We start from the raw sequence: 24,067 nt of genomic DNA, 5'->3' as shown, positions 1-24,067 counted from the left end.
TACCTTTGTCCGATCCTTTTTTATTAAATTAGAGAGCCTCTTCATCCATGTACAAATAACAGAATGTTAACTAAAAAAGAGTCGAAGCTATCCTCCCAAGGGGAACTGGTTCGACTCTTACTTTATTAACCTTTATCCTCTTACTCTTTTCAAAGAAACTTTCCCCATATTAAGCTTAGAGAAAACCATTGTTAGAATAAACGGGATAATAATTGCGATTACCATTGCAATTAAAAATGTAGGCATATGTTCTGCTTTGATAGATAAAAATCCTGGCAATCCTCCTACCCCAATAGAATGAGCCATAACTCCTGATCCAACTGAGATAACTGCTGCCACCATCGATCCAATCATGGCCGCTAAGAATGGGAAGCCATATTTTAAATTAATACCAAACATGGCTGGCTCTGTAACGCCTAAATAACATGAGATTGCCGCTGGAACGGATACTTGTTTTTCTTGTTCGTCTTTACGATTTAAATAAATCATCGCTAATACTGCTGATCCTTGGGCAATGTTAGATAAAGCAATCATTGGCCATAGATTTGTTCCGTCAAATACACTCATTAATTGTAAATCGATTGCATTTGTCATATGATGTAATCCTGTAATAACAAGTGGTGCATAAGCAAAGCCAAATATGGCCGCAAATAACCATCCTACCGAAGAAGTTAGTCCAGAATAGACAACATCGGAAATGGCAGAACCAATTGTCCATCCAATTGGGCCTAATACGGTATGGGCAATTAATACAGTTGGTACTAATGCAAGGAATGGCACAAAAATCATCGAAATCGCATTTGGAATGATTTTACGCAGACGTAACTCTAGGAATGAAAGTAATAGACCTGCTAAAATAGCGGGAATTACTTGAGCTTGATACCCAATCATGTCTACTTGAGCAAACCCAAAATCCCAAAATGGAATTTCTTCTGCTCCAGCTACTGCATAAGCATTTAATAATTGCGGCGACACCAGTGTGATCCCTAATACAATTCCAAGAATGGGAGTAGCCCCCATCTTTCTTGCAACTGCCCATGTAATTCCGACAGGCAAGAAGTGGAATATCGCTTCTCCTATTAACCATAAGAAATCATTTGTTCCGGCCCAAAACTGCGACACTTCTACTAATTTTTTAGTTCCGCCCTCCACTAATTTAATTTCGCCTATAACATTACGGAAACCAAGAATTAATCCTCCCACAACAATCGCTGGAATGAGCGGAGTAAAGATATCTGCTAAATGGGCAATCATTCTTTGCAGAAAATTCATGTTTTGCTTTGCTGCCTTTTTCGCTTCATCTTTAGAAGTATCACTTACTCCCGCAATAGCGATAAACTCATTGTAAAAAGATGAAACTTCATTGCCAATGATAACTTGGAATTGGCCTGCTTGAGTAAACGTTCCTTTTACAAGCTTGATTTTTTCAATGCTGTCAATATCAGCCTTAGATGGATCATTTAAAACAAAGCGCATTCTTGTCGCACAGTGTGTCACCACAGAAATGTTTCCGCTTCCACCAACATGCTCAAGAAGTTCTTTTGCCTGTTCTGTGTACTTCCCCATCGTTCTTCCCCCTTTTGACTATACTATCCTGTATTTATTAAATCGATTATAATTCCTATTGCATAATCAATACATGTATATACAAGTGTTGATTACGTTTTCATTATAGTTGTATATACAGGTAGTGTCAATACAATTAAAATAAATATTTGAGATTAGGGAGAAAGGCGTTATTTGTCCATATTTTCCTAATAAAAATAGATCCCTACAATTTATTCATTTCCCTTCGTGTACATTCCGGAAGATATGAATAAATGTGGGATCTAAACTGCCAAGACCTATATAAATACAGCAATACAAATAGCAATAACTATCATCATACTAAAATATAAATAATCAAATAATGTAATAGAAGTTTTTCGAAAATATGTCCTATCTTTTTCTCCTGTAAATCCTCTTACTTCCATTGCCATCGCCATTTGCTCGGAACGGCGAATTGCCTGTGTTAACAAGGGAACTGCATAGCGGAGGAAAGCCTTCCAGGTACCGCTATGTTTATAACCTCGGATTCGATGGGCTTCCTTTAATTGGGCAAGATCTGATTGAAACATCGGTATACAGCGAAAACCAGCCATCATTCCATATGCCCATTTCGGAGATAATTTCCATTGATGGATAAGGCTCATCATTAATTCGTATAAATTCGTGGTGGTTGTAAAAAGCAATCCGATAGTCACAAATGCCAGCATCCGCATGGCAATAAGCAAACCACTATTGATACTTTCCTCAGTTACTTGAAACCAAGCCCACTTCCAAACGACTGTTTCTCCTTTTCCAAATGCCGCTAACATCCAAAAGGTAAGTACAAAAAAAATAGAATATGGGAGAAGCACTTTACCAAGAAATTTCCCTTTCCATCCCCCCAATGTTAAACCGAGTATTAACACATATAGCCAAATTGCTACAGTCGAAAAGGCGCTTTGAATCGTCATTAAAATAACCATTAGTATGATATGGGTCATTAATTTCATCGCTGGATTAAGTTGTGATAGATAAGACTCGTTGCTTTTGATTGTCTTCCGCCTCCTTTAAATCAGCGATTAATTGATAATGAATAGGAGGTATAATAGCTAGCCTTTTACAAAGCTCTTGATTGGAGAAAAGCGAGTACGGCTGATCAGCAAAAACTAGGTTCTTTTGTTGTAGGACAACGACTTTGTCTGCATATTGATCCACTATATCCATATCATGTGTAACCATAATAATGGAAGTTCCCTCTTTCTTTCTTTTTTCAAGAACCTGTAATAAATCATGCGACGATTTTGCATCTTGCCCAAAGGTAGGTTCATCTAATAGAAGAATATCTTGATCTAATAACAGCATCGTAGCTACACTTAATCTTCTTTTCTGCCCAAAGCTAAGGGTGAAAGGATGTTGATTTTTATAAGACTCTAATCCAAATTCCTGCAAAAGCTCTGTCGTTCTTTTATGAATAGCCGCTTTATCCCATTGATATTGAATACCGGAGAATGATATTTCATCAAAAACCGTTTGAGTAATAAATTGGAGCTCAGGGTTTTGAAATACAAATCCTAAGTGCTGATACAGCTCTCTGTCTTTCCACTTTTTCAGATCTTTGCCATGAAAGCAGATGTCTCCTTTTTGGCTTTTTTTAAGATGAGCAATCAGCTTTAAAAAGGTGCTTTTTCCCGCACCGTTATTACCAATAACAGCAATCCATTCTCCTTTATTTACGGTTAACTCGATGTTTTCTAAAATGTTCTCTTTAAGGTAAGCAGCTGTTAAATTGTTCACTTCCAGAATAGGGTCGGGTTTTATTTCAAGAGCCATTGTCCTTTTTCTTTCATATGCCTTTATTAATTCTCGTCTTCTCGAATGATTTTCATTTTGGATTATATCCTCCCACTTATATGGAAAAACTTGTGGAAGCCATATACCTGCCTCTCGCATCTCCGCTTTATATTGTTTAACTACCATAGCTGGGGCGCCATCAGCAATTATTTGCCCTTTTTTATTGAAAAGAATGACACGATCCATCCATTCGATACAGCCATCTAACACATGCTCTACCATTATCATTGTTTGCCCAGCTCCAGCGGCAGTATCTTTCATTACCTCAAAGACTTCTTTTCTACCTGCCGGATCTAGCTGTGCTGTTGGTTCATCTAAAAAAAGCACCTCTGGCTCCAATGCTAAAAGGCAGGCCAGTGCTAGACGCTGTTTCATTCCCCCTGAAAGATTTGCAATAGGAGTATGCGGCTCTATTGTTAGTCCTACCTTTTCAAGAAGTTCAAAAATAATGGCATCCATTTCTTCCCTGGGTACTTTTCTATTTTCGAGACTAAAAGCAATTTCTTCATCAACATGCTGCATGCAAAACTGGGTATCAGGATTTTGGAAAAGAACCCCTGTGCCTTTTCTCCTAATCACTTCTCCCGATACATATGCTTCGATATGTTCTGGAATAATGCCCGCTAAAACAGATAGAATAGTAGATTTTCCACTTCCGCTTGGACCTAGGATTAATACTTTTTCTCCTTGATTAATATGTAGTGTCACTTCTTGGAGGACAGGTTCCCTATCCTCCAAGAAGCGCACAGACAGATGGTTACATCCTAACAATGAACTCATCATTACTCTCCTTCTTTCGGTTCACTTTAGAAATCGCATAACCATTTAAGACTCCTGTTTTTCCAAGTCCCTCTACAATTGCCTTTGCTAATAATCCACCCAAAATAAGACCACTTATTACTTGAATAACAAAGGTTAATAAAAGTGTCGTTGTCGTATAATAAGAAAAACCATTTGCTAGAAGGCTATATAGCATGCTGCCACAAGCTGCCAATCCTCCAGATAACATTAAGACAGAAACATGGTATTTTTTATAACGAAAAATCGCAAATGCTATTTCTGCCCCGACTCCTTGGAATACGCCGATTAAAAGTGCTGATAAACCAAAGTGACTGCCAATCAAGAGCTCGACCGAAGCTGCTACTACCTCTGCAATTAAAGCAGCCCCTGGCTTCTGCAGAATAAAGGCAACTATGGGACTGGCTATCACCCATATACCAAACATAAAGTTAGCACCAACTGGGCCGACAAGTGCCGAAATAGGGAGCCATAAAGTGGACCAGCCCATATAGAGAACACCGCATGCTACGGCAATCACTACTAGTAAGACAACCTCTTTAACTTTCCAGTTCATATAGACACCTCAAACGTCTTTACTGGCCACTCCTCCACCTGGTATGCCATATCCCAAAACTTATATTCTAGCTGACAGCTTAATAAAAAGTATTCCTTTAACTTTTCCTTCTGTTCTTCATTAAGGGTTTCAGCAAGTTCATCTAATCGCTGACAAAGCGGAGTAGTAACTGTCATAGGACCATCCCCATAAAAATGGATCCAGTCATAAAAAGGATGGGTACTATCTGGGTTTACCTCTTCTAAAAGTTTTTTCCCGATTTCTACATACGTCCATGGACAAGGTAAAAGCACTGCGATAATATCAGCAATTCCTCCTTGATGGGCAACTGTTAGCATATGGCGAATATAATGGTGAGCAGCGGGAGCTACTGGGAATCCTTGTAGGTCTTCATATTTAACACCTGCTACCTCACAAAAATTATTATGAGGGTGTATCTCACTATGAAGCACAAAGGAAATTTGGTTATTAAATAGCTCGATGTCTTGTCTGTTCGTACTTTTTGAAATCGCCAATCCATAAATTTTCATAAAAGCATTTAAATATTCAAAGTCTTGTTTCACATAATGTATAAGCTGCTCTTTCTTTAAATCCCCCTTAGCAATTCCTTGTACAAATGGATGTTCCATAATTGCCTGAAAAATTGGTTCTGCCTGTGCACGTAATTCTTGTGAAAAACTCATGTCCATTTCCTCCTTTAATTTTTATTGAAAAGGAAAACATGGAGTAACTTTGTATACAAAAAAGCCACTCCAAAAAATGGAGTGGCTTTATAATGAATAAATAAAACACTAATATTCAATGGGCCGACTCCACTTTCCTACGCTAGTATGAACTAGATCAGGTTCAAAGGGTCCAAGTAATCTTGTCTCAGCCAAAAAGGCTCCCCTAGTGGATTTTCCTATTCAATTACTTACTACATTACCGAATACACATAATTTTTGTCAATCATTTTTCACTGATACTTTTTGATTATTCTGTTTATCCTTCCTATTAGAAGGGAAACTTAAATATATATTTTCCGTTGATCTTTTAGAAACTTTCACAAAATAGACATATTCATGTGATGTTTTTCACAAAGTTTAAGTGTATAATCACTATATAAACAGTAATAACATTTTACAAAAGAAAGAATGATAAGATATTATGGAGAAAAGTAACAGCAAAGTAAATGATTAACGAATTTGTTCTCCATTTAGTAATAAATAGCTCTAAAAACTATTAATCTATTCATTTAGAAAAAGGGAGTTGCAAAATAATGAAACAGCAAAATATTAACCGCGTCGTTTTAATTGGTACAGGTGCCGTAGGATGCAGCTATGCTTATTCATTAATTAATCAAGGCGTTACAGAAGAGCTTGTTCTGATCGATGTCAATAAAGAAAGAGCTGAAGGGGAAGCAATGGATTTAAACCATGGTATCCCATTTGCCCCAGCACCAACGAAAGTATGGGCTGGCGACTATTCAGACTGTGGAGAAGCTGACTTAATTGTCATTACTGCTGGTCTACCTCAAAAGCCAGGAGAAACTCGTTTAGATTTAGTTGCCAAAAATACAGCTATTTTTAAAAGTATTGTAAAAGAAATTACTGCTAGCGGTTTTGATGGAATTTATTTAATTGCGACAAACCCTGTTGATATTCTGACTTATGTGGTTTGGAAAGAATCTGGACTTCCGAAGGAACGCGTAATCGGTTCTGGAACCACATTAGATTCTGCCCGTTTCCGCTATATGCTAGGTGAGTATTTCGATGTTGATACACGAAACATCCATGCTGCTATTATCGGTGAACATGGAGATACGGAACTGCCTGTATGGAGCAGTACAACGATTGGATTAGAAAGCATTGAAACAAAGCTTGCTAAAAATGACAAATACTCTCAAAAAGACTTAGATGAACTTTTCATTAACGTCCGCGATGCAGCTTATCATATTATTGAGCGCAAAGGTGCTACTTATTATGGAATTGGCATGTCACTTGTCCGCATTACAAAAGCTATTCTTGGCAATGAGAACTCTATTTTACCAGTATCTGCATACCTAGATGGTGAATATGGTCATAAAGACATCTATATTGGCGTACCTGCCATTATTAACCGCCAAGGAATCCGTGAAGTACTGGAGCTAGAATTAAATGAAAAGGAAACAGAACAATTTAATCATTCTGTCGAAATTTTACAACAAACAATGAAATCAGCTCTAAATTAATAAGGGATAAAAGCCTATTGCGAACGCAGCAATAGGTTTTTTTACTGCTATGTTTTTTATGATTTCAGCAGTCTACTAATCACTCCTAGATCCGTTCATCGATAAAATTCAGCGGTTCATATCCATATTCTCTTAAATTAATCGATCCGTTTTGTTGAAATACAATTCCCTCTGCTTCTAGCAATCTTCTTTGAAGCTGGCCATGTTCACCGCTTAATCCAATACAGCCTTTACTATTAAGCACTCTATGCCAAGGAAGTTGGTATTTTTCTGATAAGGTATGAAGAACTCTAACAACTTGTCTTGCTGCCCGAGGACTTCCAGCTACAGCAGCTATCTGCCCATAGGTCATTACTTTTCCTTCTGGAATATCTGCAATAATCTCCACTGCTTTTTTTGTAAAAGGGGTCATCATCTTTCCTCCTATATTTACTACTATTCTAACAAAATTCTTTTCCACTTAAAAAGTGTATCTGTCATTTATGATAGAGCAAGAGAGAAATAGATGAAATGTTGATTCAACCGGGAGATTCTTCAAGAAATAAAAAAAGAACTGTTATTCCAGTGAATAACCAGTTCTTCCAAATCTACTATTAATGCCCACCCAAATAAGCCTGCTTTAATTCATCACTTTCCTGTAATTCTTGTGCAGATCCTGATAAAACCACTTTTCCTGTTTCAATGACATATCCTCTATGTGCAATCGATAATGCCATATGGGCATTTTGCTCCACTAATAAAACCGTCGTTCCTTCTTCATTAATTTCTTGAATAACCTGAAAGATGGTACGAACAATAATCGGTGCTAATCCCATGGAGGGCTCATCTAAAAGAAGCAATTTCGGTTTTGCCATTATAGCTCTTCCCATTGCCAGCATTTGTTGTTCTCCACCAGATAAAGTACCAGCTAATTGTTTTTTTCTTTCAAATAACCGCGGAAAAATCTCATAAACCTTTTGTAAATTCTTCTGAATTTCCTGTTTATCTTTTCGTAAAAAGGCACCTAGTTCAAGATTTTCCTCCACAGTCATATTAGAAAAGACACGTCTTCCCTCTGGAACATGTGACATACCTGCCTTTACAATCGATTGTGCAGGCTTTCCTGCAATAGACTTGCCTAAATATTCTATAGAACCCTTTTTGGGCTTGATTAGACCGGATAATGTCTTTAATAATGTACTTTTCCCCGCACCATTCGCACCAATAAGCGTTACTATTTCTCCTTCCTTAATATCAAGCGTTACTCCCTTTAACGCCTGAATATTTCCATAATATACATTTAGATCCTTTATATGGAGCATTATTCAGCAACCTCCTCTCCTAAATAAGCTTCGATTACTTTTGGATGATTTCTAATCACTTCAGGTGTACCCTCTGCAATCAGTTGCCCATGATCCAAAACATAAATTCGTTCACAAATCCCCATAACAAGAGGCATATCATGCTCTATAAGTAAAATGGTCAGCTGAAACTTTTTGCGAATAAAAGCAATCAATTCCATCAGTTCATGTGTTTCTTGGGGATTCATCCCTGCAGCAGGTTCATCCAATAGCAGCAATTTAGGACCTGCCGCTAAAGCTCTTGCTATCTCTAAGCGGCGCTGCTGGCCGTACGGAAGATTTTTCGCTTTTTCCTCCATATATCGGTCGAGTTGAAAAATCTTAAGAAACTCTATTGATTTTTCCTCCATTTCTTTCTCCCCTTTAAAATGGGAAGGGAGCCGCAAAATACTGCTTAGCATAGAGTGCTTAGCCAAAGAATGGTATGCTACCTTTACATTATCTAAAACAGATAGTTCTTCAAATAAACGTATATTTTGAAAGGTTCTACTAATCCCTCTGCGTGTTACCTGAAAAGGCTGCAAACCCTTTAAGCTTTTTCCGTCAAAAAGAATTTCTCCTTCTGTTGGTGCATATACACCCGTTAACATGTTAAAGGTAGTCGTTTTCCCCGCTCCATTTGGGCCTATTAGTCCAATTAGCTCTCCTTGATTCAGCTCTACATCAATCGCGGACACTGCTTTTAAACCTCCAAAAGAAATACCGACATTTTTCATTTGCAATAAAGGTTCCTTCTTAGTCATTAGAATTACCTCCTTTGCGTTTAAACAAATCTGTAATTTCCTTTGTTCCCATTAATCCTTTTGGACGATAGAGCATGACGATTACTAAAACAAGGCTATATATAATCATTCTCGTTTCTGGATAATCTTGAAGATAAGTAGAAATAATAGTCAAGAAGCTTGCTGCAATAACAGATCCTGATAAACTCCCTAATCCTCCAAGGACCACATAAATCAAAATGTCAAAGGACTTTAAAAATCCAAAGTTAGTTGGGTTAATAATATAAAAGTTATGAGCTTGAAGCGCACCGGCTACCCCAGCGAATAAAGACCCTAATGCAAAAGCGGCAACCTTATAATAAGTTGTGTTAATTCCCATTGCATCTGCTGCAATTTCATTCTCCCTAATTGCAATGGCTGCACGGCCATGTCTTGAATTAGTAAAATTAACAATGACTAGAATAGTAATAAATAAACAAATAAACGTACTTGTCCAAGTAGTCAAATGAGTAATCTGCATTCCCGCTGCCCCACCGACATAATCAATATTTAAGAAGAAAATCCGAATAATTTCTGCAAATCCTAATGTGGCGATGGCTAAATAATCGCCTCTTAATCGCAAGGTTGGAATTCCAACTAATAGTCCAGCTAGTGCGGCAACAATTCCACCAGCTAAAATAGCAATTGGAAAAGGCATTTGAAACTTCATCGTTGCAATTGCTGATACGTATGCCCCTACCGCCAAAAAGCCAGCATGCCCAATTGAAAATTGTCCGGTAATTCCTATGACAAGATGCAAGCTAACTGCCAGCATAATATTGATAGCCATTAAAATAATCATATTGCTGTATAAAGTGTCAATCCAGCCGCCAGTCATCAGGAACTGAATTACGCCGTAAATAAGTTCGGACAGTATAAGGAATATCCAAAAAGCTTTTGAGTTTTTCACCCTTCCAGTCACCTACACTTTCTCTTTTGTATTCTTACCAAGAATGCCTGATGGTTTAAAGATAAGAATCAAAATTAAAATAATAAAAGCCGCAGCATCTCTCCATAAAGAAAAACCTAAAGCACTAACAACCGTTTCAACTACCCCTAAGATAAGTCCGCCAATCATCGCGCCTGGAATAATTCCTATCCCCCCTAAAACAGCGGCAACGAATGCCTTTAATCCTGGAATAACTCCCATTAGCGGTTCAATTTTGGTGTAATAAGCGCCAAAAATAACGCCTGCTGCTCCCGCTAAAGCAGAACCAATGGCAAAAGTAGCGGAAATAGTCCGGTCTACATTAATCCCCATTAATCTTGCAGCGTCTATATCATGAGAAACCGCCCGCATTGCTTTTCCTGTCTTCGTTTTATGAACGATAAATTGCAAAATCAACATTAATCCAACCGACGTTCCTAAAATAATTAGGGACTTACTTGTAATTTGTGCCCCAAACACATCAAATGTCTTTGTTGGTAAAACACTTGGATAGGTTTCTAAGCCCGCACCTCTAAAATAAATAAAAACATACTCAATCAATAAAGAAACCCCGATTGCTGTAATGAGGGCAGCAATTCTTGTCGCATTTCTCAACCGTTTATATGCAATTCTTTCAATGATAATTCCAAAGATAGCACAAGCAATCATGGAAACAATCAATGCTGGAAAAAAACTAAGTCCCCAACCAGTAATAGCATAAAAGCCAATAAATGCTCCCACCATAAATACATCGCCATGAGCAAAGTTAATAAGTTTAATAATTCCATATACCATCGTATATCCTAAGGCGATAAGAGCATATATACTTCCCAAGGAAATGCCGTTAACTAGCTGTTGTATCCATTCCATCTATTTATTCACTCCCTTTTGCTAAGCAATAACTTTTTCACATAGCCTACTACTAATTAATTCTTATAAAAAACGTTTTTGTTTATACTCTCTATCTCTATCATTCTTTTATCTCCAATTTTCCTTCCATGGAAAATAGGGAGGCTCACCCTCCCCATCCACCAAGTCTTATTTTGGATCAACCTTTGTTTTAAATACTTGTTTTCCATCTTGATATTCTAAAACTGTTGCTGATTTGATTGGGTTATGATTTTCATCGATTGTCACTATCCCAGTAATCAGCGATAAATCTTTTGTTTTTGCCAATTCTTCTTTAATCTTATCCGAATCAGTACTTCCTGCTCTTTCAGCAGCATCTTTTAATAGATAAACAGAATCATAGCCTAAAGCATTAAATGCATCTGGGCTTTTTCCGTATTCATCCTTAAATGCTGAAACAAACTTTTGAATTTTCTCATCTGGATCTTCCGAAGAATAGTGGTTTGTAATAAACGTATTATTTAAGTTCTCTGCTCCTGCTAAATCAATTAATTTTGGAGAATCCCAGCCATCAGCACCCATAAAAGGAGCTGTTATACCCATTTCGCGCGCTTGCTTAATAATTAAGCCCACTTCTTCATAATAGCCAGGAATAAACACAAACTCTGGATTCTTCCCTTTAATTCTCGTTAGTGTTGCGCTAAAATCTGTATCCTTTGCAACATAAGATTCTTCTGAAACTATTTTTCCACCAGCAGCTGTAAAGGTTTCTTTAAATGCTGCTGCTAATCCTTTTGCATAATCACTTGCACTATCCGCATAAATGGCAGCATTTTTAATTTTCAAATCATTGATAGCAAAATTTGCAGCCACATTTCCTTGGAATGGATCAATAAAGGATGTACGGAATGCATACTCATTTAGCTTTCCATCCTCATTAACCGTAACGTTTGGTGCTGTACCCGATGGAGTTAATAAGACTGTTTGCTTGTCATTAGCTATTTGCACTTGTGCTACTGTATCACCACTTGTAGCTGCCCCTATAATTGCCGAAACCTTATCTTGGTCGATTAGCTTCAATGCACCATTAGTTGCCTCCGTTAAATCAGATTTATTATCTACCTTAACAGGAACTATTTTCTTGCCATCTATTCCACCATCTGCATTAATCTCTTTAATAGCTAAATCAATACCGCTTTCTAATGATTGTCCATATGATGCAACAGCTCCAGAAAGCTCCAAGTTCACTCCAACCTTAAATTCATCCTCTTTTGATGCATTTTTACCACCAGCACTACACCCAGCCAACATTCCAGCAACTAAGGTAGAAGCGGTAATTAAAAGACTTAATTTTTTCTTCATACAAATCCTCCTTTTGTTTGATTATTCTGACAATAAAAAGAAAATAATACTACCTATTAATTATAAGTGCTTATCAAATCCATTAATTTAACTAGTCAGACTATTCTAATCTTTTTTATATTGCGAAATTAATCATAACGAACAAGACAAAAATAATCAATAGCCGACAAACTTCACCATAACGTTACTATTTCTAACGTTTAAAGGAATAAATTTCAAATATTTTTTAACAATTCTGTCAAATATAAAATAAATCTTCTTACTTTTGTTAGTATTTTTACCAAAATAAAAAGGTTCCCATGTCCCCTTAATAATTCATCCCTATTTGTCATGGATATAAGTTACTTTTTCTCACACAATCGCGACTTTCCTTCTCAAAAATTCATCCATAAATTTTTAAAAATTTTTTATATAACTCATTTTTTTCTTATTTTAGGGAATATACAGTATTAATAAGGTATAGAAAGGAGTACGATGAATGAAAAAAATTCTATTTTCTTCACTCTTTATCTTTTCACTTATAGCTGGTGGCTGCTCCAATGGACCAGCAGAAAGTCAATCAAAACTGCCGACAATGGAGAAAGCCGACGCAGCTGGACAAGCTAATATGAAGACGGAACAAACTACGGAGAAATCCCCATCAAACAATGAACAGATGAAAGAAATTCGCTCTATGCTCAAGATGCAAGGTAATAAATTACCGATGAAATTCCCAATCACTGATTCCGAATATGTTGGAGCTAAAATTAATAAAAATGAAACAGACCAATATTCTATTTCGTTCTATCGAACACAAGAACCTGTCTCTATCAATGATAAATCTTTGGACACAAATGATAATTTGCTTGCTACGTTTAAAGCAGAAACATTCCATGATAAAAACAACCAAGAGGAGCTTTTTCCCGAGACTTCATTAGATTCTATTCCAGATGAAATGAAGGTAGATTTAGGACATAAAATTACAGGAATGAAGGAAGGAGCAGCGGGAAGTTCGTATTTACTTTGGAAAGAGGGACGATGGGTAGTACAAATTAAATCCATTTCTGCTGATAAGTTAGACACTACTGATATCGCAAGAAAAATGGTAGATTATTTGGAGGAAAATGCTCTGCCAGTCCCACAAGAAAATGGAAGAATAGAAGTAAATTATCCGGAAAATGCCGATAAAGTTGAGAGTATGGCGAGATGGGAAGAAGGAAATATTGTTTATACTTTAGAAACAGGAGAAGTACCGATAAATGCTTTAATGATGACTGTCTCAACAGAATAATTCGTATTGCTTTAGTGAAAACAACTGGATTTCGGTTAAATCTTAATTTTTTATACCAAAACAACGTGGGTATCAGCCAAAATTCAGTTTTATCAGCCAAAACAACCTGGATATCAGCCAAAGTTCGGTTTTTTCAGCCAAAACAACCCGGATATCAGCCAAAGTTCAAATTTATCAGCCAAAGCAACACGGGTATCAGCCAAAATTCAAACTTATCAGCCAAAGCAACACGGGTATCAGCCAAAGTTCAAATTTATCAGCCAAAACAACCCAGATATCAGCCAAATTTCAAATTTATCAGCCGAAGCAGCAGGGGTATCAGCCAAAACAACACGGGTATCAGCCAAAATTCAAACTTATCAGCCAAAGCAACACGGGTATCAGACAAAGCAACACGGGTATCAGACAAAGTTCAAACTTATCAGCCAAAACAACACAGGTATCAGCCAAATTTCAAATTTATCAGCCAAAGCAACACGGGTATCAGACAAAGTTCAAATTTATCAGCCAAAGCAACACGGGTATCAGACAAACTCGCTACTTTGCAGCCATTTCTCATCTAACAAAAAAGAGCTACTGGATAAGCGGAAATCCGCCTTCTCCAATAGCTCTTTTGTCTATGCTATTAAAAATATTGCACCATGTAACGATCAATTGAAATTAAGCACGGATTTTCATTACTGAACAATCATCGCATTGAATCATATTTTTTATTAATTCTTTATTCTTCTCTTCAAATAGTTCATTATGTGATGAGACCATTGCGCTATTACTTGCCTCTGGCTGGATATACAATTTAGCTTTGTTGACTGCGTTTGCAGCGTCTTGAAAAGCACCAGCAATTAAATGGACTTTGCCTTCATGCTTTAGAATATCTCCAGCAGCAAATATTCCTGGCACAGATGTCTCACTATTAACATTACCTGCTATGTAAAAATCTTCAAGCATGTCAATTTTTAATTTACTATTTTTTAAAAGCGACGAATCCATTTCATAGCCATGGTTGATAACTACTTCATCTACTTTCAAAGTCTTAACCTCTTCTGATTGTGTATTCGTTAATTCAACAGAATCAATACGATCATGATTTTCATTCGCAATCAGTTTAGTAATAGAGGTATGGAACAAACACTCTACATTGCTTTCTAGCAATTCTCTCGCTTTTGCCTCATGACCAGCAAGTGTATCTTTTCTACATGTTAAATACACTTTCTTAGCTATCGGCTCTAGTTCAAGAGCCCAGTCCACTGCAGAGTTTCCTCCTCCAGAAAGAACAACCACTTTATCTCTAAAATGCATTAAAGATTTTACCGTATAGTTTAAGTTTGCCACTTCAAATCTTTCGGCACCTTCAATTTTTAATTTTTGTGGAGTGACGATTCCGCTTCCTACTGCCACAATGACTGTTTTGGAATAATGAACTTCTCCTGAATCTGTTTCCAGCAAGAAAATTCCTTCTTCATTTTTGGAGATAGAATGAATCTTCGTATTTGTCACTACTTCGGGGTTAAAGGTCAACCCCTGTTGGACAAGCTGTTCTCTCAACCTTTCCCCTGGCATTGGAGTGATGCCGCCAACATCCCAGATCATTTTCTCTGGATATAAATGCAGCTTTCCGCCTAACTGTGGTAAAAATTCAATAATTTTTGTCTTCATTTCTCTAAGCCCACTATAAAAAGCAGAATATAGACCTGCTGGCCCGCCGCCAATTATCGTCACATCGAATAGTTCTGTATGCTCCATTAACCCGCTCACTCCTATAATGAAAGTTTTATACTATCTATATATGATTAACTCATTCTGTTTATTAGTTAAATTGATTATCATTCTCATTTACATACTACCTTGTTTTTGGAACTTTTTCAATCCTATCTAGTAACTTTTAAACAACATTTTGTGAAATCAAACAATCTCTCTACTCAGAATATAGAACTAACTGCCGGTTTTAGATCGTACGTTTCTTTTTATACACTAAAAGTGCAGAATCTTGAGTTATTTAGTGAATCAGGTAGTATTTATAAGTATACAGTATATTTAATTTAATCAGAAAAAACTTTACGAACGATATAAACTGTATATGCTATATTTTCACGTTTGCACTGTCTTTTATTTGTTTTATATAATAAGAAGGACTCTACAGGAGAAGGATATGGATAAGTCCCATTACCATACTGGGAGTAACAACAAGCAAGTAATACTATATCACACTAATTTTCACCCAAAGTTCCACTAAAAGTATTGCCATAATACTCGCTTAATTCCTACTATTCCTCTATAAATAATCAGTTTTATTTTTTATTTCCTATTTATTTATCCATATTCGGAAATTCTCCCAAATAAAAAAGAAGGAGAAGTGATTAATGCCTAAAATTGAAGTTAAAAATCTTACAAAAATATTTGGGGGAAACCCAAAAGAAGGGCTGAAAAGACTAAAGGCTGGCGAAGATAAAACAAAAATACTGAAAGAAACAGGAATGACAATTGGTGTTGATAATGCTTCTTTCCAAGTAAAACAAGGAGAATTCTTTGTCATAATGGGATTATCCGGCAGTGGAAAATCTACGCTTATACGTCTCATTAACCGCCTGATTGAGCCAACCTCAGGTGAAGTGCTAATTGACGGGAAAAATATTACTACCATGAATAAAAAGGAACTTATCGATATACGACGTAAAAAGCTCAGTATGGTTTTTCAGAATTTTGCGTTATTTCCAAATCGAACCGTGCAAGAAAATGTTGAATATGGTTTAGAAATCCAAGGACATCCGCAGAGTGATCGTTCAAAAAAAGCTCTTAAAGCCATTCATGATGTCGGTCTAAAAGGCTATGAGGCAAGTTTCCCTAATCAACTTAGTGGCGGGATGCAGCAACGGGTAGGTCTTGCTAGAGCATTAGCAAATGATAGTGATATCCTTCTAATGGATGAAGCATTCAGTGCATTAGATCCTCTTATTCGTAAAGAAATGCAAGATGAACTCATCCGTTTACAAAACAAGCTTGGAAAAACAATTATTTTCATCACTCACGACTTAGATGAGGCTCTTAAACTCGGTGACCGTATTGCCATTATGAAAAATGGCTTGATTGTACAGTTAGGGACAGCTGAAGAAATTTTAGAAAATCCAGCGAATGACTATGTATCGACATTTGTAGAAGATGTTGACCGTTCGAAAGTGTTAGTTGCTGGTCAAATTATGAAACAGCCCGATCTTATTACCACTTGGAAGGATGGTCCGAGAATGGCCGTAAGAAAAATGGAAGAAGCTGGTCTATCCAGTATCTTCGTAGTAGATAAGGATAAACAGTTAAAAGGCATTCTTACTATTGATGCTGCCATTAATGCCTATAAGGAAAATAAGTGGGTTGAAGACGTATTAGAACACGACTTCCATTCTACTACATACGATACCCCATTAAACGATTTAATTGGGGTTGCAGCAGAATCAAAATTCCCTATTGCCGTTACAGAAAATAATAGATTGTTAGGAATCATCGTTCGAGTCTCTATATTGTCTGGACTGATTCTCGGAAAAGAACAAAAGGAGGCTATCATATGAACTACTTCTTCTTTCCATTAGAAGAATGGACAAATCAATTTGTAGACAATTGGCTGCTGCCAGTTTTAGGTGACTTTTTCGACTCCTTCAGCGGAGTGTTAAGCGTATTCATAAATGCTGTCACCAATTTATTTACCTTCATCCCTGCTGAAATAATAGCAATCCTTTTAGCTCTTTTAGCTTGGCGCCTTGCGGGAAAAGGAATAGCTCTTTTTACCATTATTGGTGCTCTTTACTTAGGTTCGGTAGGTCTATGGACAGGCGCTATGCAAACTCTCTCTATTGTTATTGTAGCAACCTTTTTCTCTATTGTTGTTGGGGTTCCTTTAGGAATATTCACTGCTAAAAATCGAACATTGGATCATATTATCCGACCATTACTTGATTTCATGCAAACACTACCTAGTTTTGTGTATTTAATCCCTGCTATCCTGCTCTTTGGTTTAGGAGAAGTCCCAGCAGTTATCTCTACCTTTGTTTTTGCTACTCCGCCAGCAGTCCGTATGACAAGCTTAGCCATTAAACAAGTTCCCGCTGATATTGTAGAAGCTGCTAAAGCTTTTGGTTCTACTTCTTGGCAGTTGCTCGTAAAAGTTCAGTTACCTAATGCCATCCCAACCATTATGGCTGGAATTAACCAAACGATTATGTTGGCATTATCCATGGCTGTTATTGCATCTATGATTGGTTCTCCTGGACTAGGAAGCACTGTTTTATCCGGTATCTCTAGTGTAAATGTTGGATTAGGTCTTACTGGTGGACTTGGAATTGTTGTTCTCGCCATCATCCTGGATCGAATAACACAGGGATTAGGAAAAAAAGCATAAAAACAAACAATCTACCAAATTAACAGGAGAAAGGAAGTATACGAATTTATGAAAAAATTAAAACTTAGCTTTTTGATGTTTTTACTATTCACTCTTTTAATTGGCTGTTCCTCCCAAAACCAAAATACAGGAGGTAGCGAGTCAGGAGATTCTAAAACTGTTACTTTCGGTGTTACTCCTTGGACTAGTACCATCCCGCCAACAAAAGTTGCTAAACTATTATTAGAAGATATGGACTATACGGTTAAGGAGAAAAATGCAGATGCAGGCGGCGTTTATACAGGACTTTCCCGCGGTGACTTAGATGTATTTATGGATGCTTGGCTGCCTGATATGCATGCAAATTATATGAGTCGATACAAAAATCAATTAGAAGACTTAGCAGTCAGCTATAAAGAAGGGGAGCTTGGCTGGGTCATTCCCTCTAACATAGAGGGCATTGACAGTATCGAAGATTTAAAAGGAAAAGAAGATCTCTTTGGCGGAAAAGTGTACGGTATTGAAGAAGGTGCCGGAATGACCGTCACTTCTAAGGAAATGATTGAAGAATATGGATTAGATTTAGAATATGTTGCTTCTAGTGAAGGTGGCATGCTGGCACAAGCCTCTAAGTTTATCAAAAGTGGCGATCCTGTCCTTTTCTTAGGATGGCGCCCACATCCAATGTTTGTTGATTATGACTTAAAAGTATTGAAAGATCCAAAAGGTTTCTTTAAGACATCAGAAGTTCACGTAGTCGTAAATAATGGTCTAAAAGAAAAATCCCCTGAGGTTTATGAATTCCTCAGCCACTGGAGCATGCCTGTTGAGGATATTGAAGAAATGATTGTTAAAATCGAAGATGGCGCTGATGAGGAAGAAGTTGCACAGGAATGGATCGATAATAATAAGGATAAAGTGAATGCTATGTTAGGGAAATAAATAATGAAGCGGTTGGGACACCGATATTCCAACCAATATAAGCCCGAACAATTATATGGAGATACTTATGCGATTTTCATATAATTGTTCGGGCTTTTTTTATTTTTGGACAGAGGATTGATGGTAATTGCTATCCACAGCGCTAGCACCGATCCGCTTCGTTATTACATTCCTATGGGAAATGACAGAAGTAGATCCACTCAATTATGATCTAATCCCTCATAACGGAAGTATGCGAAATCAGCGTATGTGCTTGCTTTTTTATCCATATCGTGGACTGCTATCCCAATGAAATTTCCGGTAAATCCCCCTGCTAAAAATAGAATATCTTGGCTGCTGGTTATTTCTTGCCAAGAATGTTCTTCATCTGAACGAAAGTAAAAGGTTCCTCTCGCTCCGTTTCCAATAACCTTTAGCTGCACTTCTCCTGCAGTAATAGTGATGATGGCTGGATCTAGTTGAAATTGCCCATCTTCACAACGCATAAAGCGAAGAACTTGGCCTTTTTCTTCATCAAATGTCACGTAAGCATATAGATAATTGCTATCATTTAAATAAAGCATGAGACCAGCCATTTGATTAAAGGTAGTAGGATGGAATGCTACGCTTGTTTCGGCCTGAAAGTGAAAGTCCTTTTGACGAATGGCAAGAATATGATGCTCGAACATGGACTGAATGGATTCCCCTGCAAACATACGTAAATAATTAGATCTACTTGTTAAATCACACCAAGAGTCATCTGCTAAAATACGTAAAGTATTCCACTCTTTTTTTAAAGGGCCAGCAAAGTCATCCTCGAAATCAGTATTGTTTTGAAAAATTACTTGTTCGCGCGTAATAATTTCAGTCACCAGACTGGGACCATTTGTACCAGATGAAAGGCGCAGCCAGCCGTCCTCTGTCCAATAAACCTCTTCTATCGCTGTTTCTCTTCCTAGTATCGCGGCTTTATTTTGTAATGGTCTAGTACATAAATAAACCATATACCAATTTCCAAGGGGCGTCTGCACGATGCTTCCATGTCCTGAGCATTGGAGCGATGACTCAGGTTTATCACTAGCTGTAAGCATAGGATATTCTGGATCTAATTCATAGGGTCCTGTTATTGCCTTTGAGCGGCAGACAGTTACTGAATGCCCTTTCCCAGTCCCTCCTTCTGCCGTTATTAAGTAATAATAGCCTCCATATTGATAGAGATGAGGAGCTTCCGTTTTAGCTAATTCTGTCCCATCAAATAGTTTATAAACGGATCCAATCAGCGCTTGATTCTTAGCATCATATTCCTGCATGACAATACCTGCTGATTTATTTCCTGTTATCATGCGATAATCCCAAATTTCATTTAACAGCCATTTACGTCCATCTTTATCATGAAATAAGGATGGGTCAAATCCACTGCTGTTTAGATATACAGGACTTGACCAAGGACCATTTATATTTGGCGCGGTAATCAAATAGTTATGACAATCCTTAAATGGTCTTTTTGTACTTTTAACATCTGTATAAATTAGGTAGAACAGCCCCTCTGAATAACTAATTTGCGGAGCCCATATGCTTCCATTTTGTGGATTGCCTCTTAAATCAACTTGATTCGTAATAATATCTGTTTCGTGTTCCCAATTTACTAAATCATTAGACTGATAGATTCGTACTCCTGGCAGCCATTCAAAAGAGGAAACAGCAATATAATAAGTGTCATCTACTCTTAAAATATTGGGATCTGGATTAAACCCCCGTAAAATAGGATTTTTTATAGTGGTTCGATACATAACCTTCTCCTTTCTGACTCACATTAACTCCTTTTCGCAACAAACATAACGTTCCTGCTAAAAAAAAGAGAAAGGCGATAGGAAAAGCAATAAACTGGGTACCTATCAATGTTGAAAATCCAGCAACGAGATAGAGTACTCCAGCCCATCTCGGATGTCGATTTCTCCAGATGAAAGCTGTCGCAACTATAACAAATGCTAGGACAAGTACTAGTGTAATACCGAACCATATAGCTAAGACATTCATGGCTTCTAAACTATCCTGCATCTCACCGAAAGAGACACCTTCCTGCAGAATAGGAAACACTGTTTCTTTATATGTTTCTGTATCCATAGAGGTCATTGTTAGTGAAAATCCTCCTAGAAATAGGACACATAACACCATTCCTGCCATCCCAATTATTACTTCCCATTTCCGTTTCATTTCCCTCGTTCCCTTCTCCTAGTCTCTACCTGTAGTAATTTTCTATTTCCCGAAATGTTACTGTTTCTCGATTCTCCTTCTTTCCCCAATCGTCCCATTTATCCGAGTGAATATGAGTCCCTATTCTACATTGAGAAAAGGTTACATTGGCGTATGGTCTCCACGGCCGCCCTAAAAAGACATTTGTTACATCCTTATCTGCTGTTAAATAGCAACGAGAAAATAGGAAGCCATTTTTCCCGGTTGCAGTACTTGCTGCCGTAATATATCCTGGCAGGTTGTTAGGCCGTTTAAGAGATTTCAATTCACATTCTTCAAACTTTGCTTCTCCTCCACCAAATATATAATCAACGGTTCCTTCAATAGAACAATGGATAAAGGTTGTTATATTGTTCTGAAAGTTATTTTTTATTTCTGGAGTTGTAAAAGGAGTTCCATCCTTTTGTACATCTGGCAATGGACCGAGACAAACGGTATCTTGGTACCCTTTTATGGAACAATTTTTAAAGCTAACTTTGTTTCCTTCATTATATAAAGCAACTGCTTGCCCCACTATTTCTCCCGGTCCCGAATTATTTATGATTTCGATATTTTCTATCCAGATATTCTCTCCATTGATAAAAAGAGTCGCTGTTTGAAAAGTACCAATTTCACAACCAAACTCATCCAATTGCCGTGCATATTTATTTCCAATAATTCTGACCGTCCCTATTCCAAACAACTTGCGATTTGATTGATAAAGAAGGATATTTTCATAGTAATCTCCACCTAGGATGATGAATGTAACAGGTCTCTCGATATTGGAACAATGCATAATGGCTTCTTGAATACTCGTAAAATCACAATCATTGCCTTTCCCAATGACAAATTGAAGTTCATTTTTCATAAATGTTTCTGCAAAAAGTTTTCCCATTGCTTTCTCATTTCCTTTGTCTCTTGATGACCGCCAGTTACAATTTGGCTGTTCCACTGATTTTTTGCATCATATTTTCCATATATTTTTCCTAATTCCTCATCTAGCAGTATTACGCCTTCCAGCGGACACATGCGGTCATCTTTTCCAACAAGACTCAAGCGCGGTCTTGGGACAATTAACGATTGTACAGCTAAAGTAGAAAACTGCTTTAAAAAGCCTGGCACATAATAATAAAAACCATGATGATCTAGCCCCCGTTTCTGCCTTAATGTTTCTATATGTACCTGTGCAGCTATATCTACGGTTACTTTTATACGCTCATCTAGTGCTGCCATCCACCAGCTCATAAGGCCTCCCATTGACATTCCAATCGTCGCTACTCTGTTTTGGTCGATATCTGGCCGGTCTACAAGATAATCTAGAAAAGCAATATTATCAAAGATCCGCATCCCCCATAGCGATCTTCCATCTAATAACATTTCTTTAACTAATTCACTCTCTAATTTACCTTTCCGCTCATTAAATCCCCACATATCAATGGATCCAATGGCATATCCTAAAGTCGTTATAGCCTCGACAAAAGAGGGAGATTGTAAATAACTGTTACTTATTAACAGCTCTTCTTTTCCTTGATCGAAATTCCCTCCATGTGAATGATTAAAAAGGACGATAGGCAGTGGACCTTCCTTGTTTAGAGGTTTAGCAACATAAGCGGGTACGGATTCCTCCTCATTTAATTGCAGCATGAGGCTTTCTAATACATAGTTATCCTTCTCTTCTCTCCTTATTAGCTGCACCTTCCTATCCTTTGCATGTGGATAATCCCCTAATAACTCGATTAGCCTTTTTCGCTGTTTTTCCACTTATGCCTTCACTTCCTTTAAAAGCGCTTCTTCCTTCTTTGTATTTTTAGACTTACAGTTTATTAACTCGATATCCTCACAATTTTCTAGAAAAAAAGCTGGACCTTCATGGTTTTCAATCGTCACCCGGTTAAATAAAATATCCTTTGCAAAGCCTACATAAAAGCCCCGGTTATTCATATCTTCTATGCCTGCCATCATTGCTGGTTTTCCAGGAATCGCATCTACCGCCAATGAAATATCCACTTGGTTAAAAGTTAGTTCTGATATATATTGCTCGGCTAAACCGTAAATAAATCCGGCTGCAGCCTGAACATTCCTAGCCGTTATATTGGCAAAATGAATGCGCCTAAACATCGGAGTCTCATTAGTTACTGGGTAAGGATTTTTATCCCATACGTATTTGTCCTTTCCTTTAGGCCCACAGAAATAATATAAATTTAAAATGAACGGACACATTACACCTTCCATTACGATATTGCTTACACGAATGTCTTCAACTACTCCCCCACGTCCTCGTCTCGACTTCAACCGAATGCCACGATCAGTATCTTGAAAGACGCAATTACTTATGGTGACATTTCGGATATTTCCGCTCATTTCACTGCCAAGCACTACTCCTCCATGTCCATGAACCATGGTACAATTTGTAATCGTTATATTTTCACAAGCTATCCGTTCTGCAGTGTCCTCTGTTCCTGCCTTAATCGCAATACAATCGTCCCCTACATCAATATGACAGTTACTGATTCTAACATTCATGCAGGATTCTGGATCAATGCCATCTGTATTTGGTGAATCTTGCGGATTATGGATTTTTATATTATCGATCGTAATGTTGTTACTGCATATGGGGTTAACCGTCCAACTTGGAGAATTTATTAAGGTCACATCTTTAATCGATATGTTTTCACAACCATCTAGGCTAATCAATTTTGGCCGCGGATAAAGCAGCTTCTCTCGCTCATTTCGAAAAAGTTGCCACCATTTCTCTCCATTTCCGTCAATGGTTCCAAAGCCAGTGATCGCAATATGCTGGCTATTTTCTGCGTATAAGCATGAAGCATATACTTCTCTAACTACACCTTCCCATCTAGATGTAACAACGAAATAGTCTGCTTGCTGATTAGAGAATTTCAATACTGCTCCTGCGGCTAAATGAAGTTCAATATGATCCTTTAAAAAAAGCGCACCTGTCAAAAACTCGCCTGGCGGGATAACAATTCTGCCTCCTCCATTTTCATATGCCTTATCTATCGCCTTCTGAATCGACTCTGTACATATACTCCCATCATTCTCTGCACCGAATTCAGTGATAATATAATCGCTCATTTTATAA

General features: G+C 37.5%; 23 protein-coding genes and 1 riboswitch. Of the genes, 6 read left to right on the top strand and 17 right to left on the bottom strand.

Going from position 1 to position 24,067, the window contains the following annotated elements:
* Positions 1-132: 132 nt before the first annotated feature.
* The 5 genes from treP to tenA form a co-directional block, all read right to left on the bottom strand.
* A complete protein-coding gene (gene treP / locus NiCM35_RS13690; RefSeq protein WP_095329451.1) occupies positions 133-1,566 on the bottom strand; it encodes a PTS system trehalose-specific EIIBC component in 1,434 nt (477 codons plus the stop codon).
* A 278-nt stretch (positions 1,567-1,844) separates the two neighbouring features.
* Positions 1,845-2,579 carry an energy-coupling factor transporter transmembrane component T family protein gene (locus NiCM35_RS13685; protein WP_433779907.1) on the bottom strand — a complete coding sequence of 245 codons (735 nt, stop codon included), beginning with the start codon at positions 2,577-2,579 and terminating at the stop codon, positions 1,845-1,847.
* Entirely contained in the window at positions 2,545-4,158 is a 1,614-nt protein-coding gene (locus NiCM35_RS13680) for an ABC transporter ATP-binding protein (protein WP_433779906.1), read from the bottom strand. Before NiCM35_RS13680 ends, NiCM35_RS13685 begins: the two co-directional genes overlap by 35 nt.
* The gene (locus NiCM35_RS13675; protein ID WP_095329448.1) at positions 4,136-4,732 is read right to left on the bottom strand and encodes an ECF transporter S component; all 597 of its coding nucleotides are present in this window, start codon (positions 4,730-4,732) and stop codon (positions 4,136-4,138) included. The genes NiCM35_RS13680 and NiCM35_RS13675 overlap by 23 nt, the downstream gene beginning before the upstream one ends.
* The gene (gene tenA / locus NiCM35_RS13670; protein WP_095329447.1) at positions 4,729-5,415 is read right to left on the bottom strand and encodes a thiaminase II; all 687 of its coding nucleotides are present in this window, start codon (positions 5,413-5,415) and stop codon (positions 4,729-4,731) included. The genes NiCM35_RS13675 and tenA overlap by 4 nt, the downstream gene beginning before the upstream one ends.
* A 117-nt stretch (positions 5,416-5,532) precedes the next feature.
* Positions 5,533-5,632: riboswitch (TPP riboswitch) on the bottom strand.
* Positions 5,633-5,990: 358 nt separating this feature from the next.
* Here tenA and NiCM35_RS13665 point away from each other — a divergent pair.
* A complete protein-coding gene (locus NiCM35_RS13665; RefSeq protein ID WP_095329446.1) occupies positions 5,991-6,941 on the top strand; it encodes an L-lactate dehydrogenase in 951 nt (316 codons plus the stop codon).
* An 85-nt stretch (positions 6,942-7,026) separates the two neighbouring features.
* On the opposite strand, the gene NiCM35_RS13660 is transcribed toward NiCM35_RS13665, so the two are convergent.
* From NiCM35_RS13660 to NiCM35_RS13635, 6 genes are all read right to left on the bottom strand, one after another.
* Positions 7,027-7,353: an MGMT family protein gene (locus NiCM35_RS13660; protein WP_123258540.1), complete on the bottom strand. Its 327-nt coding sequence runs from the start codon at positions 7,351-7,353 to the stop codon at positions 7,027-7,029.
* Positions 7,354-7,534: 181 nt separating this feature from the next.
* Positions 7,535-8,242, bottom strand: a complete 708-nt coding sequence (locus NiCM35_RS13655; protein ID WP_061796971.1) for an ABC transporter ATP-binding protein — start codon at positions 8,240-8,242, stop codon at positions 7,535-7,537.
* Complete coding sequence (locus NiCM35_RS13650) at positions 8,242-9,024, bottom strand: ABC transporter ATP-binding protein (RefSeq protein ID WP_123258541.1); 783 nt, start codon at positions 9,022-9,024, stop codon at positions 8,242-8,244. The genes NiCM35_RS13655 and NiCM35_RS13650 overlap by 1 nt, the downstream gene beginning before the upstream one ends.
* Positions 9,017-9,952 carry a branched-chain amino acid ABC transporter permease gene (locus tag NiCM35_RS13645; RefSeq protein ID WP_433779796.1) on the bottom strand — a complete coding sequence of 312 codons (936 nt, stop codon included), beginning with the start codon at positions 9,950-9,952 and terminating at the stop codon, positions 9,017-9,019. Before NiCM35_RS13645 ends, NiCM35_RS13650 begins: the two co-directional genes overlap by 8 nt.
* A 12-nt stretch (positions 9,953-9,964) precedes the next feature.
* Positions 9,965-10,840, bottom strand: a complete 876-nt coding sequence (locus NiCM35_RS13640; RefSeq protein WP_047940874.1) for a branched-chain amino acid ABC transporter permease — start codon at positions 10,838-10,840, stop codon at positions 9,965-9,967.
* 168 nt (positions 10,841-11,008) lie between these two features.
* Positions 11,009-12,181 carry an ABC transporter substrate-binding protein gene (locus tag NiCM35_RS13635; protein ID WP_095329442.1) on the bottom strand — a complete coding sequence of 391 codons (1,173 nt, stop codon included), beginning with the start codon at positions 12,179-12,181 and terminating at the stop codon, positions 11,009-11,011.
* A 478-nt stretch (positions 12,182-12,659) separates the two neighbouring features.
* Between NiCM35_RS13635 and NiCM35_RS13630 the strand changes: the two genes are divergently transcribed.
* Both NiCM35_RS13630 and NiCM35_RS13625 read left to right on the top strand, forming a co-directional pair.
* Positions 12,660-13,451 carry a hypothetical protein gene (locus NiCM35_RS13630; protein ID WP_172859209.1) on the top strand — a complete coding sequence of 264 codons (792 nt, stop codon included), beginning with the start codon at positions 12,660-12,662 and terminating at the stop codon, positions 13,449-13,451.
* Positions 13,452-13,465: 14 nt separating this feature from the next.
* Positions 13,466-14,014 (top strand): hypothetical protein, encoded by a 549-nt coding sequence (locus NiCM35_RS13625; protein ID WP_433779793.1) that lies wholly within the window; start codon positions 13,466-13,468, stop codon positions 14,012-14,014.
* Positions 14,015-14,111: 97 nt separating this feature from the next.
* On the opposite strand, the gene NiCM35_RS13620 is transcribed toward NiCM35_RS13625, so the two are convergent.
* Positions 14,112-15,194, bottom strand: a complete 1,083-nt coding sequence (locus NiCM35_RS13620; RefSeq protein ID WP_095329440.1) for an NAD(P)/FAD-dependent oxidoreductase — start codon at positions 15,192-15,194, stop codon at positions 14,112-14,114.
* 617 nt (positions 15,195-15,811) lie between these two features.
* On the opposite strand from NiCM35_RS13620, the gene NiCM35_RS13615 reads away from it, so the two are divergent.
* From NiCM35_RS13615 to NiCM35_RS13605, 3 genes are read left to right on the top strand one after another with little or no spacing between them, the layout of a single operon-like run.
* Positions 15,812-17,008 (top strand): quaternary amine ABC transporter ATP-binding protein, encoded by a 1,197-nt coding sequence (locus NiCM35_RS13615; protein ID WP_163185075.1) that lies wholly within the window; start codon positions 15,812-15,814, stop codon positions 17,006-17,008.
* Complete coding sequence (locus NiCM35_RS13610) at positions 17,005-17,835, top strand: ABC transporter permease (protein ID WP_433779790.1); 831 nt, start codon at positions 17,005-17,007, stop codon at positions 17,833-17,835. The genes NiCM35_RS13615 and NiCM35_RS13610 overlap by 4 nt, the downstream gene beginning before the upstream one ends.
* Positions 17,836-17,883: 48 nt before the next feature.
* Positions 17,884-18,756 (top strand): glycine betaine ABC transporter substrate-binding protein, encoded by an 873-nt coding sequence (locus NiCM35_RS13605; protein ID WP_433779788.1) that lies wholly within the window; start codon positions 17,884-17,886, stop codon positions 18,754-18,756.
* Positions 18,757-18,956: 200 nt separating this feature from the next.
* On the opposite strand, the gene NiCM35_RS13600 is transcribed toward NiCM35_RS13605, so the two are convergent.
* From NiCM35_RS13600 to NiCM35_RS13580, 5 genes are read right to left on the bottom strand one after another with little or no spacing between them, the layout of a single operon-like run.
* Positions 18,957-20,525 (bottom strand): glycoside hydrolase family 43 protein, encoded by a 1,569-nt coding sequence (locus NiCM35_RS13600; protein ID WP_433779787.1) that lies wholly within the window; start codon positions 20,523-20,525, stop codon positions 18,957-18,959.
* The gene (locus tag NiCM35_RS13595; RefSeq protein WP_061796987.1) at positions 20,482-20,949 is read right to left on the bottom strand and encodes a DUF4064 domain-containing protein; all 468 of its coding nucleotides are present in this window, start codon (positions 20,947-20,949) and stop codon (positions 20,482-20,484) included. The genes NiCM35_RS13600 and NiCM35_RS13595 overlap by 44 nt, the downstream gene beginning before the upstream one ends.
* A 25-nt stretch (positions 20,950-20,974) precedes the next feature.
* Positions 20,975-21,835 carry a pectinesterase family protein gene (locus NiCM35_RS13590; protein WP_095329517.1) on the bottom strand — a complete coding sequence of 287 codons (861 nt, stop codon included), beginning with the start codon at positions 21,833-21,835 and terminating at the stop codon, positions 20,975-20,977.
* The gene (locus NiCM35_RS13585) at positions 21,832-22,728 is read right to left on the bottom strand and encodes a dienelactone hydrolase family protein (protein ID WP_433779785.1); all 897 of its coding nucleotides are present in this window, start codon (positions 22,726-22,728) and stop codon (positions 21,832-21,834) included. The genes NiCM35_RS13590 and NiCM35_RS13585 overlap by 4 nt, the downstream gene beginning before the upstream one ends.
* Positions 22,729-24,060, bottom strand: a complete 1,332-nt coding sequence (locus NiCM35_RS13580) for a glycoside hydrolase family 28 protein (protein ID WP_095329434.1) — start codon at positions 24,058-24,060, stop codon at positions 22,729-22,731.
* Positions 24,061-24,067 lie beyond the last annotated feature (7 nt).

Source organism: Niallia sp. M35 (assembly GCF_050971705.1).
Lineage (GTDB): Bacteria > Bacillota > Bacilli > Bacillales > Cytobacillaceae > Niallia > Niallia circulans_A.
This window is presented reverse-complemented; position numbering and strand designations above follow the sequence as displayed.

Bases quoted from the DNA above. Each gene is read 5' to 3' on its own strand.
- treP (WP_095329451.1), bottom strand. From the start codon at position 1,566: ATGGGGAAGTACACAGAACAGGCAAAAGAACTTCTTGAGCATGTTGGT.
- NiCM35_RS13680 (WP_433779906.1), bottom strand. From the start codon at position 4,158: ATGAGTTCATTGTTAGGATGTAACCATCTGTCTGTGCGCTTCTTGGAG.
- NiCM35_RS13675 (WP_095329448.1), bottom strand. From the start codon at position 4,732: ATGAACTGGAAAGTTAAAGAGGTTGTCTTACTAGTAGTGATTGCCGTA.
- tenA (WP_095329447.1), bottom strand. From the start codon at position 5,415: ATGAGTTTTTCACAAGAATTACGTGCACAGGCAGAACCAATTTTTCAG.
- NiCM35_RS13665 (WP_095329446.1), top strand. From the start codon at position 5,991: ATGAAACAGCAAAATATTAACCGCGTCGTTTTAATTGGTACAGGTGCC.
- NiCM35_RS13660 (WP_123258540.1), bottom strand. From the start codon at position 7,353: ATGACCCCTTTTACAAAAAAAGCAGTGGAGATTATTGCAGATATTCCA.
- NiCM35_RS13655 (WP_061796971.1), bottom strand. From the start codon at position 8,242: ATGCTCCATATAAAGGATCTAAATGTATATTATGGAAATATTCAGGCG.
- NiCM35_RS13650 (WP_123258541.1), bottom strand. From the start codon at position 9,024: ATGACTAAGAAGGAACCTTTATTGCAAATGAAAAATGTCGGTATTTCT.
- NiCM35_RS13640 (WP_047940874.1), bottom strand. From the start codon at position 10,840: ATGGAATGGATACAACAGCTAGTTAACGGCATTTCCTTGGGAAGTATA.
- NiCM35_RS13635 (WP_095329442.1), bottom strand. From the start codon at position 12,181: ATGAAGAAAAAATTAAGTCTTTTAATTACCGCTTCTACCTTAGTTGCT.
- NiCM35_RS13630 (WP_172859209.1), top strand. From the start codon at position 12,660: ATGAAAAAAATTCTATTTTCTTCACTCTTTATCTTTTCACTTATAGCT.
- NiCM35_RS13620 (WP_095329440.1), bottom strand. From the start codon at position 15,194: ATGGAGCATACAGAACTATTCGATGTGACGATAATTGGCGGCGGGCCA.
- NiCM35_RS13615 (WP_163185075.1), top strand. From the start codon at position 15,812: ATGCCTAAAATTGAAGTTAAAAATCTTACAAAAATATTTGGGGGAAAC.
- NiCM35_RS13610 (WP_433779790.1), top strand. From the start codon at position 17,005: ATGAACTACTTCTTCTTTCCATTAGAAGAATGGACAAATCAATTTGTA.
- NiCM35_RS13605 (WP_433779788.1), top strand. From the start codon at position 17,884: ATGAAAAAATTAAAACTTAGCTTTTTGATGTTTTTACTATTCACTCTT.
- NiCM35_RS13600 (WP_433779787.1), bottom strand. From the start codon at position 20,525: ATGTATCGAACCACTATAAAAAATCCTATTTTACGGGGGTTTAATCCA.
- NiCM35_RS13595 (WP_061796987.1), bottom strand. From the start codon at position 20,949: ATGAAACGGAAATGGGAAGTAATAATTGGGATGGCAGGAATGGTGTTA.
- NiCM35_RS13590 (WP_095329517.1), bottom strand. From the start codon at position 21,835: ATGAAAAATGAACTTCAATTTGTCATTGGGAAAGGCAATGATTGTGAT.
- NiCM35_RS13580 (WP_095329434.1), bottom strand. From the start codon at position 24,060: ATGAGCGATTATATTATCACTGAATTCGGTGCAGAGAATGATGGGAGT.